The organism is Collimonas sp. PA-H2, assembly GCF_002564105.1.
Classification (GTDB): domain Bacteria; phylum Pseudomonadota; class Gammaproteobacteria; order Burkholderiales; family Burkholderiaceae_D; genus Collimonas.
Genome location: NZ_PDBX01000001.1, coordinates 4772566 through 4787698, shown reverse-complemented (window position 1 = coordinate 4787698; position 15133 = coordinate 4772566). Strand labels below are relative to the sequence as shown.

Below are 15133 nucleotides of genomic sequence, written 5' to 3'. Positions count from 1 at the left end.
AACCTTTATTTCACAGGCTTCAGAGCGAACTCTTTATTTAATATATTTTCGACGCTCAAATTGGGTGTCTTGGAATAGTGTCTTGTAAACACGGGCTTCAGAAAGTATGGAGGATCGTCTGGATGATCATTGTCCGATTCCGAAAATTTGAACCAAGTGACGACAGATTCACCTTTTTCATGCGAGCCGTTATCTACTCGCTTATCGGCCAGCACAAAATAAACACCGTTTGTCTGCGCGGAGACAATACCGTCAGCTAAAGTGACGTCTCCGCCGCCCGCGCTTGACCAAGTGAACTGCAGGTCATTTTGTGCACGTACGATCGGAACTTGATTCCAATCCGAACTGTTTTTTGCTTGGAAATAAAAATTATAACTGCGCTTATATGTCGTCGAATCTTGATAGGTGCTGACGACCAAGATAACTTTACCTGATGAGATTTGCCATTCATGCAGACCTTGACTCATCGGGAAGACGTCTTTTGCGAACGCACTCTGGGAGAAATTTGCACCGAAGTGCAGTATGACTAAGAGACATATCTTCAATAAAAATTGCTGCTTGCGACGAATCATTCTTCCCCCTCAGGATTTTTAATATAGTAGCCAATTATGTCCGCCGAGAGATGTAGGCTTTCGTCGTCATCTGCCAATGCTTCAAGATACGGATCATCTTCATGGTGTAGCCCAGCATCGTCTATGTCAGTGATTGTTTGGTCGGAGGATGGATCCGCTTTTGCCGATGGGGGATCAAATAACGTCCACTTATCTTCTCCAATATGCAAGGTCAACTTTTTCCCTTCTTCAAAATCCTGCCTCGGGAAACGCCCATCTTCATTGATTGCCCCCTTTGCAACGGCCCCGCCAGTCTCATCTACAATCTTAAAAGGCAGGCCGCTCAATCCGAGGATTCCAGCAATTTCGTCAGCACCAGAAAAAGCAAATCGTTGACTGTGCGGACCGGGCTGAGCGATGAGCGCATCAGTTTGATGTTCATCAAAGCTCCTTGGCCCCGGGAGACTGTGGGTGGCGGCGTGTGCTATATAACCGCCGTTAGTACCGTGTTCAATGCCTCCCGCATTGAATTTGACGTAACTACCGCCGCCATTGATCAGCACTTCTTCCTTGGCGGTGATCGTGATGCGGTTTGCCGTGTGCGTGATATTGAGTTTGGCCAGCAGGTTAATACTGTCAGTCAAAGCCTTCACATCAATGTCGCCGGCAGCAGCCACCATCTTCATGCCGGCTTTCTGCACCATCAGACGAAAGGTTTTGCCAATACTCGCGAACAGGCTGTCACCGCTGGCGATAGACAAGCTCTTGCCGGTCGTGATGGCCGTGTTCTGGTCACTGGCGATATGGGTGCTGCCGCTGGTGGTCTCGATACCGGCAGGACTGGCCAGAACAAGATGCGGTTGTGACAGTTCCGGGAAACTACCCTCTTCACTTGCGCCCTGCCCCTTGATCGCATCGTTCTGCGCTTTCAAGGTCTGTGCGACATCAGCCTGCTGCCCCTGCTTCTCCTGGGCTCCAGCCTGCTGTGCAGCATCCGCCAGCGACTCGTGCTGGTCGCGCGCTGCAGTCAAGCGGCTGACCGTCTCACCCATATCCTTGATATGCGAAGCCGCATTATTGCGTGCCTCAGTGGTGATCAGCATCCCCTTAGCCGCACGCGCCACGCCATGGCCGTCGCTGCGCAGTTCCCAGCCCTCGCCACGCGCATCCTTGCGCCCCGCATTGTCTTCAATCCGGCTAATGCTACCCAGACTCAGCTGGCTATGCTGGTGATCGCTTTTCAGCTGTGCCTGGATCTTGCCGTTGGTGTCGTCCAGCACCAGGTGGTTGCTTCTCCCTCCTGGCTGGTTGCCGCCGTTGGGTGTCAGCTCACGGCTTCTGAAGCCCATCAACGACTGCTGGGTCGCCAGCTTCCAGGGCGGCATGTTGCGCTGGTTGTAGACGCTGCCGGTGACAATAGGGCGGTCGGGATTGCCATCGAGCCATTGGACCAGGCATTCCGATCCGACGCGCGGGATAGATTTGGCGCCCAGCTCGCCGCCGGCCCATGCACTGGCCACGCGCACCCAGGCGGAGCTGCGTTCATCGTTGTTGCCGATGCGGTCCCAGTGGAACTGGACACGGATGCGGCCGAATTCATCAGTATGGACGCTACCCTGGCCGGAAGGACCGACCACCGTGACAGTTTGCGGCGACAGGATCTTGGTGTTGACGCTATTGAAATTGCGGCCGGGACGCCAGGGGATGGTCTTGCGCAGGCAAGTCAATTCGTTGCGGTACTCGGCCTTTTGATCTGCCTGCTGCAGATAGTTATTGCTGGCGATGTGGTGCACCGAGATGATCAGGAATTCATTTTTCCCTGCTTCTTCATGGCTGGCAAACGGGCTGGAAGAGAAATGGCCGGTCAGGCGGTACCAGCGACCAGGCAGCACATAGCGGTTATTGCCCGCTGCTTCAAAGTGTTTACCTGCGGCTTCGATCTCTTCCATGCGCAGGCGCGATAGCTCGTCTGCATCCTGGCTGCCCTTGACGCCGTAAGCGCCGGCATATTCATAGGATTCGACATCGAGTACACTGCCCTGCTTGTTCAGGGTCGGCACGCCGGCATTGATCGGCACCGGGCTCTTGAAGTTGAAGCCGGACAGCGACACCGAACCGGGGACGATCTGGCGCACCGGGGAGAACTCGCCAATGCCGTCTTCCTCAAACGCGCCGCCATGGCGCTGGAAGCGGATCTCTGCACCGCCGTCGATGGGAGCTGCCTGGGTCGAGTCATCGGTGATGACCAGCTTGTGGCCCTTGTCCGTGTGTTCGTAGTAGTACAGCAAGCCGGCGGCTTCTAACCGCCTGTGGACGTAGTTATGGTCGCTTTCGTCGAACTGGATGGCGTCCGTCATGATTGGATCTTCGCCGCTGACGCGGAAATCCCAGTCGGGCAATGTGCCGTAATCGGCGCAGATGCTGTCGATCTGTTCGCGCAGGGTCTTGCCGTGGAAGATGTAGTTGTCCTTGCGCAGACGCAGGTACTGGGTCCAGGGGCCTAATTTGGCCTGGTAAAAGGTGATATTGCCGTCGGTGCGCGAGAGGCGAAATTCGAAGCAATATCCGGAGAAGTAGCGCAGGCTGCCGTCCGCTCTCACTAATTCCACGCAGAACAGCTTGCCTTGCAAATCCTTCAGGGCCAGTTCAGCATCGTCTGAGAGTAATTCAACGGTGTATTCAAAATCGCGCGACAGGCTTTCCACGGCGTTGAGCTTGTTCACCAAGAGCTGGGCGTGCGGACCGTCGTCGTGAGGGAAAGACAGCCGAAGAATACGGTTGTTCTGCCTGCCGCGGACCAAGGCGGACAGGGATTGAAGCACGCTACTCATACGGGAGTCCTCGAAATTGAACCGTCATTAATACGCAATTTTTCAGCAAAACAGACCGATCATTCTACTTAATAAATATTCTATTAAATTATAACGGCCCGCATCTTTAGTTGCCAGCGTGAAATACTCAGTGCGTAGATAATTTTGCAAGAATTCACACTTTTGTGGAAGTTTTGAAACAGCATAGAAAGGAACAATAGGATTCCCTTGCTATTCATTTATCGCAATTCAATGCCTCGCGAATTTCATGTACCCAGATCACGCGTGCACCTTGCTCCATTTAAAAATACTTGGGTATATTACAATGTTTTTTTGAGAAATTAAATGCGCCGATTTAGTAAAATTGAAACGATATAGACATATGAAATTGAAAACAATTTTGCTATATTGATTATTGTCTCTATGTTAAAAATGGCGTTTCTTGAAAGTAATTTTAGGAGTTAATTTGACATGAGTACCACCCTTCCATCGGCCGCTCCAAGCCACAACAAGCTCAATGAGCAGGCGACCTATGATCCAAATCACCTCCTTGATTCCTTAATTGAGAAATTGCTTTTAAAAAATGATGCGGCGCTAGCGCGCGTGCTCGATGTCGCACCGCCAGTCATCAGCAAAATCCGGCATCACCGTTTGCCGGTTGGCGCGTCGCTTCTGGTCCAAATGAACGAAATAACTGATCTCCCAATCAGAGAATTGCGCGCCTTGATGGGAGATCATCGGGCCAAATTCCGCATGGGCGACAGTCATCCCAAGTCAAAGGATGTTTGACGGTCATCGCGAAAAATTGCCGGCTAACGGAGATCACGGCTTGAAGAAGCTCGTTGGTGCAATCGATCGCAAGCCTGCGCCACCACCTTCGCCGCCAAAAAAATCGTGGCGGCATTCCTCTTTATAGATGCGACCTCGAAACTGAGGCTAAGGACGCTCCATCTTCAATTGAAATTTCTGGAACAGACTAGCGATTTGTGCTGAGTCGACAGACTTCATATGAGGAGGAATGCGCGTCATTCGTATAAGCAACGCCGCATCATGCAGCGTCTTTCTGTAGGACGTCATACTGTCGTCCGCACGGTCGGCCAGCGTCGTCAAACCGTTTTTGAATGCCAGCAGAAAACCATCGGGATCGCGTGGCTTGTTCTTATGCAAGTGGTGAAAAACACTATCGATGACACCGTCAACAGCGGGCTGAACATTGACACCGTACAGCGTCAGTGTAGCCAATCCCAAAATCTTGTTGAGACTGTCCTTCATAAATGGATCGTTGGTGTAGGTTTTCATAGGTCCTAATGCAGGCAACATTGTAGTAGACGATGAAAATCATCCTAGATACCCATGTGCAACTTGTCCATCGGCAATTGCAGCATTTAACGTTTGTTTTCAAAAACAAAGATTCCATGTCGAACAAGTGTCTTTTTCAGAGTATGCGCTACCAATTTCATGACGCGCGCATATCCTCTGCGGTCTGGCGCGCCCCGCGCAGGCAGAGCATTTTGATCTGTGCCGGCAAAAATGGCTGTGACAATGATTGCTGGCAATAGGGTCATCGGCTCCAATGTACCGACGGAGGGATTTACGAGCGGACGCATATTGACGAAACGGATTGATCGAGCTCGATGGTGCTTTTTCTCCGGATATGACGTGTCACGCGTCCGTATCCCATCACACAGTATTGGCACGGCCCTGTAATTCAAGTGGGTACCGTGCCAACACGCTGATGGCGACACCGATAGCTTAATCGTAGGTAGCGCTCAGTGACACGCCGTCAAATGCTTGCTTAGCGGTGAGCAAAATGTAGTACCAGTGCCCTGCAGCAGGGGTTGCCAGAGCAATGTTTTCCCTGTTACCCGCATTGGTGGAGGCGGCATCGTAAGAGCTGGTGGTTGGGTAACGATCAAGGGCAATGTACATATCGACATCACCGCTACCGCCGGTGGTGCGCAAATTTAGGTTTTTTGCCCCGCTCGGTAGCTGGATATAAGCGTATATGTGATCAGAAGACGATAAGCCCTTGATCGAGCAATTCTTGCCCAGATAACTGGATGATGTACAGCTTGGTAGTACCGGACCATCGGGTAACGGCGGTTCACCGGCAGTGCTCGCAGTCTTGACCCAGCTGACAAACTCGTCGTCGTAGCGGGCGCCTATGTAAGCCATCGTATTTTGATAGCCGTCGTAATCGCCGACGCGGAATTTGGCTACCACGGTATCGACATCATTACGATGGCGTTCAACCATAAAACGAGTTGCCATGTAGCCCCAGCGATATGCTCGCGGCACATAATCCGCCATCGAATACGTATTATCGAATATTTGGCTCAGGCGGTAAGTGCCGGTACGGGCGACATCGATCGATTCCTGGTTGTCATTTTTCTTGGATAAATACTCGGCAAGGCCTTCAATCCACCAAACGGTCGGCTTCACTGTAGCTGCGCTGAAATCTCCGTACATGTCGAAGCGCCCATCCAGATAATGGACATATTCGTGTTCCAGGTTCCATACCTGAAATACCGGACGCAACCAAGATGCTTCGTGGGCAATGAAACGCGCCTGGTTGCCAGGCACGGCGGGGCTGCCTTCCAAATACATCCCGCCGTTATTGGTACTGATACCGAAAATTACTCCGGCATACCTGTTGTAGTTGGTGTAATCATCAAATACCACCACTTCCAGCGAAGTATTATAGTCGTTAGCCACAGGTGTACGATTGGTTTGCAGCATGTCATGGAAATAGGACTCTTCCGTCTGTAGCAGATTGCACGACGATTGCATTTGCGCCGGTGTCATCTGCTGAGCACGGATCCGTATGGTGGGGCTACAAGTATACTTATTTTGCAATACGGCATCGGCAAGTCGAGTTTCGAAATCACAAGTACCGTATTCCGCACAATTAGCATTGTCGTTATATTTCACCGCTGTCGCTGCAGCCAACCAGAGATCACTATCTGCGCCCGTCATGGTGGTTGTTGCCAACTGATTTTTGATCATGATTTTGACACCAGCTTTCTGTGTCGGATATTGCATGAAACGAAATGCCTCGTTTGCTGTGTCAGTGAGTTGATACGCAGTTTCGGTTCCCAGAAGTGCGGCCTTATTGCTAACGACAAAATTATTCAGTGCTGCTGGATATGAAGTGTCATTTTGCAGCAACAATTTCCCTTCGCTTCTCCCATGCGCGGAGAACAGCACGGTCAACACGCCAGTAAAGCCACCAGCGGCGCTAGGTTGGCGCAATGCATTGACGGCATTAGGGTTGCTGTCGGTATTGGTATAGCGCTGCACCAGGGCTTTCATACTCCCCAGGTAGTAGGCTTCGTCGTGCATATTAGTGATCAAATTAAACGTTTCGCCAGCTGTACTTGGACCCACAGCATTTGCCTTGAATAGCATGTCGCCATCGACCAGTTGTTTGATTGCAGGGCGTAGAATGTCCGTCAATGAAGCGGAAGGGCCCGGAATGACATTATTACTGGCTAAATAATATCCGGCGCGTAGATAAATCAACAGATTGACCAAAGCCATATTGCCGGCGTTGTAATTGTTGCCTTCCTGGACGAAACGCTTTGCGACCGCGTTGAAATTACCTGCAGAATAAACTTTGGCAGCTTGTTCGGCATTGAGCGAAAACAAACCATAGTGGCATTCGTAGTCGGGCAAATTGACGATGTAGTCGGCCAGCGCGCTGCCGTCGTAACTCGCCAGTTTGTTCATATCCTTGCAGTCCGGGGTGGTTGTCATCGCTTTCGCGCGATTTTCTTTGGCTTGGCGACTCTTGGGATCCATCAAGTCGACACGTGGTTTCTTGGTCGGCGGCAGATTGTATTTAGATTGTTCAGGTGAAGGCGGCAGAGTTTGCCTGGCACGCGGCATCGGTGCCTGTTTGGGTAACGCCGGCTCTGCACCGAGATTGTCTGGCACGGTCCCGGCGTAGCCGGACTGCGATATGCAGACTAACATCAGACCTGCAAACAAAAAATTTATTTTTGAAGTAAGCATCAGTTTTTTTCCTCCGTGAATTGCATTAGGGCGCCTCACAGCGAAATGCCATGAGATCACCTCACTTCTAGGTACAACGAAGCTTGTGAAATTGAGGCTATGTCCAGTTTGCAATTCTCGAAGCCATGCGCAACGAGATTCATTGTCTAAGGTGGCTTAAATCGAAACCGGATCGGATGATTTTTTACGACCGACACAACCGCATGGATGAGCGATGCCATCACGCATCAAAGTGCGCTGTATAAATAAAGCTGCCCGCATCGGAATTTACCGCAAGAAAACAAACGCAAATAGCTGTCAGAATTGACAGCGTGATGCGGAAGAAATGGCTCCAGAAATTCTGAACATTAGGCTCTAAGTGTTCACTTTGCTTCACAAGCTCGACCGAAAAGTCGGTTGCAGGAGCAAGGACATGACCAAGAGAACGAGACGGAATCACATTGGTACTCCATGCAACTTAAGCCCCTGCAAACGCGTCCTCCGCAGCTCTGCGCGCCGCATCCAAGTATGACTGAGCAGAGTCATAGTCTGCCGATCCAATGTAATGAGCACTCTCTAAGAAAGCCATGCAGACGGTATCCCATAGATCGGGGGATGGAATGCCCTCTTCCTTCATCTTGTCTTTCGGCTCGATGTGATACCTGGCCTTCTCATCGAAGAAATAGGGAATCTTGGACGCTTGGTCGAGCAGATCTTGGACGTGCTGATTGGAGAACGTGATTCGGGTGTCCTTCACAGCCTCAGCAGCCAGCACTGAGCACTGTGCCCGGAGGTTGAAGAAGCGATCCTTATTTTTCTTTTTGAAGCATGGGTTGCCCCAGTTGATCTTGACGACGCTGGGGCAACCTAGGTTTTCCAGCATCTTGGCGAACTGGATGCCTTGCCCGCCGACGTCGACCAGCATGGTGCAGTTGGACAGGCGCTGCGTGTAGTGGAATACCTCGCCGGCGATGTGCTGCCAATCTAGGGCGTTCGAGAAAATGGGCACGTCCATGATGTCCACGCGCCGCGGATCAGCATCGATGCGGTCCCCGTTGCCGATCACCCTCGCGTAGGTGCCGACGGTCTTATCGCGGAATACGCCGGCAGCCACGTCGATGATGAACAGGTTTCCATAGGGCTCGCCGGCGCTGATCGTGCGCTCGACACCAACCAGCCTCTCTACCTGGCTGCGGCCTAGCAAGAAGCGCTCAGACTGCTCAGGGAACAGGCCCAATACGCGGATCTGATACTCGACCGAGTCCCGGCCACCGCTTTCCCTCTCACGCTCCTTGAGCCATTTGGTGGTCGCGAAGGGCGAGCGCTCGGAGTTGAACCTCAACGCATGCCAAGAGCCGCCATTGCGCGCCGATAGCTTGTGATGCGAGGCGTGGTGTCGGCCACTGCTACGGACGCCCTGCGAGGCAATCAGCGTGCGGTTGCAAGGCTGCGTCTGCGTGCCATCGATCACGTCGAAATGGTCGTCACTCACACCGGCGGCCTCATCGACAATGATCAGCTGCGCCCAGCGGTGCTTACCCGCGATGCCGACGGACTGCCCCTTGGCGAGCGCGACACGGCCAACAAACCACTGCTCCTCGAAGCCGGTCACATACACGCGGGTCTTCGTGATAACGAAATAGTCGCACAGCCAGGAATGGGGGCCGTTCGCCATGGCAATCTTCGAGTCCTGCATCTCCATCCATACGCCGTCGGCGACCTGCTGCAGGTTCGGCGCGCCAATGTAGGTGTTCGAACCGATCTCCAGCTTGCCGTCATACACCGCATAGAGGCAGGCAAGAATCCAGTCTCTGTTACCTATTCTCCTGAATATAATCCAACTCGGGATCGTATGACGCTGGAAAATTTCCTGCTCATAAGGGAAAAAGCCGTACCGTGGCTAAAAAATGCAATGGATCTCGCTCTAGTAACAGGGCAGCGCCGCGACGATATTGCCAATATGCTGTTTTCCGACGCGAGGGACGGTTTTCTATATGTGGCACAAAGAAAAGGGGGCGGTCGCACGAAGCTAAAAATTGACACGAATGTACATTTGACCGCTTTCGGGATGTCGATTGATGATGTCATAAAGCAATGCCGAGACAACATCCTGAGCAAATACATGGTTCATCATGTTCGACACAGAGGCATAAATAAGCCAGGTGACCCGACTTCTCCCCAAGGAATTTCAGATGCGTTCAGAGCGGCGCGGGGATTCGCCAATGTATTGCCAGGCGAAGGAAAAACCCCGGTAACGTTCCACGAGATTCGCTCTTTAGCAGAGAGATTATATAAAGAACAATACGGTGCCGACTTCGCGCAAGCAATAATGGGGCACAAAGAAGCTAAAACAACGGCCATCTATGACGACCTACGCGGGACCGCTTATCAGGAAGTCTCTGTAAAATAGCGATATTCATTTTGGAAGAATTTTGGACGAATTTTGGACAATCTTCGCAAAACCGCATAAACAAAGGCTCTAAGACTTACCTCATGTTCAATCCATCCCAAGACGATGTCCGCCGTTTTTTCTGCGAGACCTACCGCAAGCATCGCGCCGGCGAAATCCTGACGCCGCTGGAAGCCATCGCCAGCGACTGGCTGGCGCAGCATCCCGAATACACCGGCGACCTGAAAGACGTCGACGCCGCGCTCGACGCCGACTACTCGGTGGAGAACGGCCAGACCAACCCCTTCCTGCACCTGTCCATGCATCTGTCGATCGCCGAGCAGATCTCGATCGACCAGCCGCCGGGGATCAAGGCCGCAGCGACAGCCCTGACACAACGGCTGCAATCGGAGCACGAGGCGCATCACCACATCATGGAATGCCTGGGCGAGATGATCTGGAACTCGCAGCGCAGCGGCTTGCCGCCGGACGGCGCCGCCTATATCGAGTGCGTGAAAAAGCGCCTGTAAAAAAACGCCCGGACACTGACAAGTATCCGGGCGCGCAAACCCAAGGGGACACTTGGGCGGGAAATACTCTCTTTAGCAGATCAACGCTGGACGGCCGCATCCTCAGCTAGCTGCTGCGGGTCGTCTTCATCGCGCCGATGGAACAACTGATACAGGATAGGCAGCACCAGCAAGGTCAGGATGGTCGACGACAAAATTCCGCCGATCACCACCGTCGCCAGCGGCCGCTGCACCTCGGCGCCGGTGCCGGTGGCGATCGCCATCGGCACGAAACCTAGCGAAGCCACCAGCGCCGTCATCAGCACTGGCCGCAAACGGGTCAGCGCGCCTTCCCGTATCGCCAGGTCGAGGCCACGGCCCTCCTCGCGCAAGCTGCGGATAAAAGCAATCATCACCAGTCCGTTCAGCACCGCCACCCCGCACAGCGCAATAAAGCCGACCGCCGCCGAAATCGACAAGGGAATCCCGCGCAGCCACAGGGCGACGATGCCTCCGGTCAGTGCGAATGGAATGCCGCTGAATACCAGCAGGCCGTCCTTGACGTTGCCGAACATCGCAAACAGCAGGGTAAACACCAGCAGCAAGGCTACCGGGATCACGATCTGCAGCCTTTGCGTGGCCGATTGCAGCTGCTCGAACTGGCCGCCCCAGCTGGTCCAGTAGCCGGACGGGATCTTGACCTGCCGTTGCAGCCGGGCCTCGGCCTCGCTCACAAACGAGCCGATATCGCGGCCACGCACGTTCGCGCTCACCACAATCCGCCGCTTGCCGTTTTCGCGGCTGATCTGGTTAGGCCCCGGCGCCAGTTCCAGGCTGGCTACTTCGCCCAGCGGAATGTAGTTGGTGCGCCCTTCTCCGCCGGCGCTGCGCGGCAAGGATATGGGTAGGCGCTTGAACGCTTCCAGGTCGCTGCGCAGCTCTTCCGGCAGGCGCACCACGATATCGAAGCGACGGTCGCCCTGGAACAGGGTGCCGGCTTCCTTGCCGCCGATGGCGGTAGCGACCACATCCTGCACATCCGCCACGTTGAGCCCGTAGCGCGCGGTCTTGTCGCGGTCGATATTCACGGTCAGCATAGGCAGGCCGGAAGTCTGCTCGATTTTCACTTCGGCGGCGCCGCTGATCTTGCCCAGCACCGCCGAGACCTTGTCGGCAGTGTCGTTCAGGACCGCCATGTCGTCGCCGAAGATCTTGACCGCGACATCGCTGCGCACGCCCGAGATCAGTTCGTTGAAGCGCAGCTGGATAGGCTGGGAAAACTCATAGTTATTGCCCGGCACATTGTTGGCAGCTTCCTGGATCGCTGCCAGCAGCTCCGGCCGTGTCTTCTTCGGCTTAGGCCAGCTGGCTTCCGGCTTGAGCATGATGTAGCCATCGGAAATATTCGGCGGCATCGGATCAGAAGCGATTTCCGCCGTGCCGCTGCGAGCGAACACGCGTTCGATTTCCGGGAACTGCCGCGTCAGCGTACTTTCAAGCTGCTTTTGCATTTCCAGCGACTGCGTCAGGCTGGTGCCAGGAATGCGCAAGGCTTGGATTGCAATATCGCCTTCGTTCAGACTCGGCACGAATTCGCTGCCAAGACGCGTCGCCAGCACCCCTGACAGCAGCAGCACCGCAAGCGCGCAGCCCAGCACCAGGGGCTTGCGCTGCATGACCCATTCCAGCACCGGCGCATAGAAGCGCTTGGCGCCGCGCATCAGGAAGTTTTCGGTTTCCGACACCCGCTTGCCGATGAACAAGGCCACCGCCGCCGGGATAAAGGTAATCGACAATATCATCGCACCGACCAGGGCGATCACCACCGTCAAAGCCATCGGATTGAACATCTTCCCTTCGACGCCGGTCAGGGCGAAGATCGGCAGATACACCACCATGATGATGACCTGACCGAACAGCAAGGGCCGGCGCGCCTCCTTGGAGGCCGCAAAGACTTCATGGAAGCGCTCGCTGCGGGTCAGGGGGCGGCCGTGATGCGCCTGCGCATGGGCTAGCCGCCGCACGCAGTTTTCCACGATCACCACCGCACCGTCGATGATGATGCCGAAGTCGAGCGCTCCCAGGCTGAGCAGGTTGGCGCTCACCTTGTACTGCACCATGCCGGTGAAGGTGAACAGCATCGACAGCGGGATCACCATCGCGGTGATGATGGCGGCGCGGATATTCCCGAGGAACATGAAGAGGATGGCGATCACCAGGATGGCGCCTTCCAGCAAATTCTTCTTGACGGTGTTGATCGCCTTGTCGACCAGCACCGTACGGTCATAGACCGTGATGGCTTCGACTCCAGGCGGCAGGCTGCGGTTGATTTCCACCATCTTGCGGTCGACTGCCTGCGACACCGCCCGGCTGTTTTCGCCGATCAGCATGAAGACCGTTCCCAGCACCACTTCGCGGCCGTTCTCGGTGGCGGCGCCGGTGCGCAGCTCACGGCCGATGCCAACTTCGCCGACATCGCGGATGCGGATCGGCACGCCCTGCACATTGCCCAGGATGATGTTGCGTATGTCGTCCATCGAACTGACCTGGCCCGGCGCCCGGATCAGCAGCTGCTCGCCGCGTTTTTCGATATAGCCGGCGCCGACATTGCTGTTGTTGCGGTCCAGCGCCGTCACGATATCCTGCAGGGTCAGGCCGTACGACGCCAGCTTCTCCGGCCGCGGCGCCACCTGGTATTCCTTGGCGAAGCCGCCGATCGAATTGATTTCAGTAACGCCGCTGACATTGCGCAACTGCGGCTTGATGATCCAGTCCTGTATTTCTCGCAGGTCGGTGGCCGTGTAAGCGCTGCCGTCAGGTTTCCTTGCGCCGTCCTTGGCTTCCACCGTCCACAGGTAGATTTCGCCGAGGCCGCTGGAGATCGGCCCCATGGCCGGCGCCACCCCGGCCGGCAGCTTGCCCCTGGCTTCCTGGATCCGCTCATTGACCAGCTGGCGGGCGAAATAGATGTCGGTGCCGTCCTTGAAAATCACCGTCACCTGGGACAGGCCGTAGCGCGACAGGGAACGGGTCTGCTGCAGATGCGGCAGGCCCGACATCACCGTTTCTATCGGGAAGGTCACTCGCTGTTCGGTTTCCAGCGGCGAATAGCCAGGTGCGGCGGTATTGATCTGCACCTGCACATTGGTGATGTCCGGCACGGCATCGATAGGCAGTTTCTGGTAGTTGTAGATGCCGAGTGCCGCCATCGCGAACACGGCCAGCATGATCAGCCAGCGTTGTTCGATCGAGAATCGTATGATGCGTTCAAACATGGGATCCGGTCCTTGGTGTGCGCTTAGTGTGCGTGCTCGGCGCTGCTCTTGCCGAGTTCCGATTTGAGAACGAAACTGCCTTCGGCCGCATAACGCACGCCTGCCTTGAGCCCCTTGACGATCTCCACCTGCTTGCCGTCGGCACGCCCGGTGCTAACCGGCTGCACCATGAAGCCGTCGGCGATGCGGACAAACACCACCTGCTTGCCGTCCAGCGCCTGTATCGCTTGCGGCGGCACCGCCACCGCTACCTCGACATCGCTGGAGACCACGTCGACATTGACGAACAAACCCGGCCGCCAAGCCATGTCCGGATTCGCCAGGGTGACGCGGGCCTTGGCGGTGCGGGTCTGCTCGCCCAGCAGCGCGCCGACGTAGGAAATGCTGCCGCTCGCACTCGACTGGAAAGCGGTGGCATTGATCTGGACTTTCTCACCCAGCCGCACCAGGTTCAGGTCCTTGGCCGGCACGATGATCTCGGCCCAAACGGTGCTCAGGTCGGAAATGGTGAAAATGCTGGCATCGGCTGCGACCGCTTCACCCAGGGCGATGTGCTTCTCGGTCACCAGGCCGCTGAACGGCGCCCGGATTTCGTAACGGTTCAAGGCGCCGCCGTTGCCGGCGCCGGTGCCCAGCACATTCAATTTTTGCCGCGCATTCTGCAGCGCGATTTCCGCCTCGTTCATGACCTGGCGCGCCTGCTGGTAATCCTGTTCGGCCGAGATCTTTTCTTCCCACAGCTTCTTTTCACGTTCATAGGTGGTCCGGGCAAAAGTGAAACGCTTCTGCGCAGCCAGCAGTTCGCTGCGCTGCTCCGCCAAGTCGGTGCTGGCGACCACCGCCAGCAGCTGTCCCTGCTTGACCTGCTGCCCCAGGTTGACGGCTACCTGCTCGACGACGCCCGCCAGGCGCGGCACCACGTGCGCGGTCTTGTCTTCATTGAAGCGGATTTCTCCCGGCAGCGTGATGGCTGTCTTGACTCGCGCAGCGCCGGCGCTTTCCAGCTTGACGCCGGATGCCGCCACCTGCGCTTCGTTCAGTTCAATCTTTCCTTCTTCCTGCGAGAATGCCGCCTGCAGCTTCTGCTCGCCATATTGCAGCAGGAACTTGGCATCGAACACATGCGGCTCCGCAATCGCCACGCTGCTGCTGAGAGAGCCGTTTTTCGACACGAAGCTGATGTTCTCGACCTCCCCATCGGGCCGCACCAGTTGTAGCGTCAATGTAGCGCCATCCGGCGCCAACGCCTTGCCGCCGTTGAACAGCCAGGCTTGAAAGTGCGCCTCTCCCGCCGCTTCCGCCATACTCACTTCCAGCGCCAGCTTATCCTCGGTAAACATTCTGCCGCCGTGCGGTCCCTTGCTGGCGGCCTCTGCTTTCTGATGATGTTCGCCGTCCTCATGCTGATTGGCATGGCCGTGTTTCTCGGTCGCCGTTTCGCCGTGGTGTTCGCCGTCGCCATGGGCAACCGCATCGCGGTGTACCTCTTCCTTGCCCTCCTGGCTCCCCTCGTTGGCGCTGCTGAAATACAGCCCGCCTGCTATCAGGAGGAGAATGGCCGTCGCGGCTGCGATAGCTTTGCTTTTGCTCAAATTGATTTTCATGT

Annotated in this window: 11 protein-coding genes; 3 read left to right on the top strand and 8 right to left on the bottom strand. The window is 55.4% G+C overall.

What is annotated here, in order from left to right; genetic code table 11:
• Positions 1 to 5: 5 nt before the first annotated feature.
• Complete coding sequence (locus BCF11_RS21980) at positions 6 to 572, bottom strand: hypothetical protein (RefSeq protein ID WP_098496629.1); 567 nt, start codon at positions 570 to 572, stop codon at positions 6 to 8.
• The gene (locus BCF11_RS21975; protein ID WP_233212589.1) at positions 569 to 3382 is read right to left on the bottom strand and encodes a type VI secretion system Vgr family protein; all 2814 of its coding nucleotides are present in this window, start codon (positions 3380 to 3382) and stop codon (positions 569 to 571) included. The genes BCF11_RS21980 and BCF11_RS21975 overlap by 4 nt, the downstream gene beginning before the upstream one ends.
• Before the next feature lie 450 nt (positions 3383 to 3832).
• Here BCF11_RS21975 and BCF11_RS21970 point away from each other — a divergent pair, with 450 nt between their 5' ends.
• Positions 3833 to 4150: a hypothetical protein gene (locus BCF11_RS21970; protein WP_098496628.1), complete on the top strand. Its 318-nt coding sequence runs from the start codon at positions 3833 to 3835 to the stop codon at positions 4148 to 4150.
• Between the two features lie 147 nt (positions 4151 to 4297).
• Here BCF11_RS21970 and BCF11_RS21965 read toward each other — a convergent pair whose 3' ends face one another.
• From BCF11_RS21965 to BCF11_RS21955, 4 genes are all read right to left on the bottom strand, one after another.
• Positions 4298 to 4660, bottom strand: a complete 363-nt coding sequence (locus tag BCF11_RS21965; RefSeq protein ID WP_098496627.1) for a hypothetical protein — start codon at positions 4658 to 4660, stop codon at positions 4298 to 4300.
• Positions 4661 to 5113: 453 nt separating this feature from the next.
• On the bottom strand, positions 5114 to 7375 hold the full coding sequence (locus BCF11_RS21960; RefSeq protein ID WP_098496626.1) for a M9 family metallopeptidase: 2262 nt from the start codon (positions 7373 to 7375) through the stop codon (positions 5114 to 5116).
• 220 nt (positions 7376 to 7595) lie between these two features.
• Positions 7596 to 7814 (bottom strand): hypothetical protein, encoded by a 219-nt coding sequence (locus tag BCF11_RS27740; protein ID WP_143751408.1) that lies wholly within the window; start codon positions 7812 to 7814, stop codon positions 7596 to 7598.
• A gap of 18 nt (positions 7815 to 7832) precedes the next feature.
• Positions 7833 to 9137 carry a hypothetical protein gene (locus tag BCF11_RS21955; protein ID WP_158229256.1) on the bottom strand — a complete coding sequence of 435 codons (1305 nt, stop codon included), beginning with the start codon at positions 9135 to 9137 and terminating at the stop codon, positions 7833 to 7835.
• A 69-nt stretch (positions 9138 to 9206) separates the two neighbouring features.
• On the opposite strand from BCF11_RS21955, the gene BCF11_RS28070 reads away from it, so the two are divergent.
• Entirely contained in the window at positions 9207 to 9764 is a 558-nt protein-coding gene (locus BCF11_RS28070) for a tyrosine-type recombinase/integrase (protein WP_158229255.1), read from the top strand.
• Positions 9765 to 9847: 83 nt separating this feature from the next.
• On the top strand, positions 9848 to 10273 hold the full coding sequence (locus tag BCF11_RS21945; protein ID WP_098497640.1) for a DUF1841 family protein: 426 nt from the start codon (positions 9848 to 9850) through the stop codon (positions 10271 to 10273).
• A gap of 80 nt (positions 10274 to 10353) precedes the next feature.
• Here the strand turns inward: BCF11_RS21945 and BCF11_RS21940 are convergent, their stop codons facing one another.
• Together BCF11_RS21940 and BCF11_RS21935 are read right to left on the bottom strand one after the other, a co-directional pair.
• A complete protein-coding gene (locus tag BCF11_RS21940) occupies positions 10354 to 13527 on the bottom strand; it encodes a CusA/CzcA family heavy metal efflux RND transporter (RefSeq protein WP_098496623.1) in 3174 nt (1057 codons plus the stop codon).
• Positions 13528 to 13550: 23 nt separating this feature from the next.
• Positions 13551 to 15131, bottom strand: a complete 1581-nt coding sequence (locus tag BCF11_RS21935) for an efflux RND transporter periplasmic adaptor subunit (protein ID WP_098496622.1) — start codon at positions 15129 to 15131, stop codon at positions 13551 to 13553.
• Positions 15132 to 15133: the final 2 nt, after the last annotated feature.

Coding starts and splice junctions, on each gene's coding strand:
- BCF11_RS21980 (WP_098496629.1), bottom strand. CDS start 572: ATGATTCGTCGCAAGCAGCAATTTTTATTGAAGATATGTCTCTTAGTC.
- BCF11_RS21975 (WP_233212589.1), bottom strand. CDS start 3,382: ATGAGTAGCGTGCTTCAATCCCTGTCCGCCTTGGTCCGCGGCAGGCAG.
- BCF11_RS21970 (WP_098496628.1), top strand. CDS start 3,833: ATGAGTACCACCCTTCCATCGGCCGCTCCAAGCCACAACAAGCTCAAT.
- BCF11_RS21965 (WP_098496627.1), bottom strand. CDS start 4,660: ATGAAAACCTACACCAACGATCCATTTATGAAGGACAGTCTCAACAAG.
- BCF11_RS21960 (WP_098496626.1), bottom strand. CDS start 7,375: ATGCTTACTTCAAAAATAAATTTTTTGTTTGCAGGTCTGATGTTAGTC.
- BCF11_RS28070 (WP_158229255.1), top strand. CDS start 9,207: ATGACGCTGGAAAATTTCCTGCTCATAAGGGAAAAAGCCGTACCGTGG.
- BCF11_RS21945 (WP_098497640.1), top strand. CDS start 9,848: ATGTTCAATCCATCCCAAGACGATGTCCGCCGTTTTTTCTGCGAGACC.
- BCF11_RS21940 (WP_098496623.1), bottom strand. CDS start 13,527: ATGTTTGAACGCATCATACGATTCTCGATCGAACAACGCTGGCTGATC.
- BCF11_RS21935 (WP_098496622.1), bottom strand. CDS start 15,131: ATGAAAATCAATTTGAGCAAAAGCAAAGCTATCGCAGCCGCGACGGCC.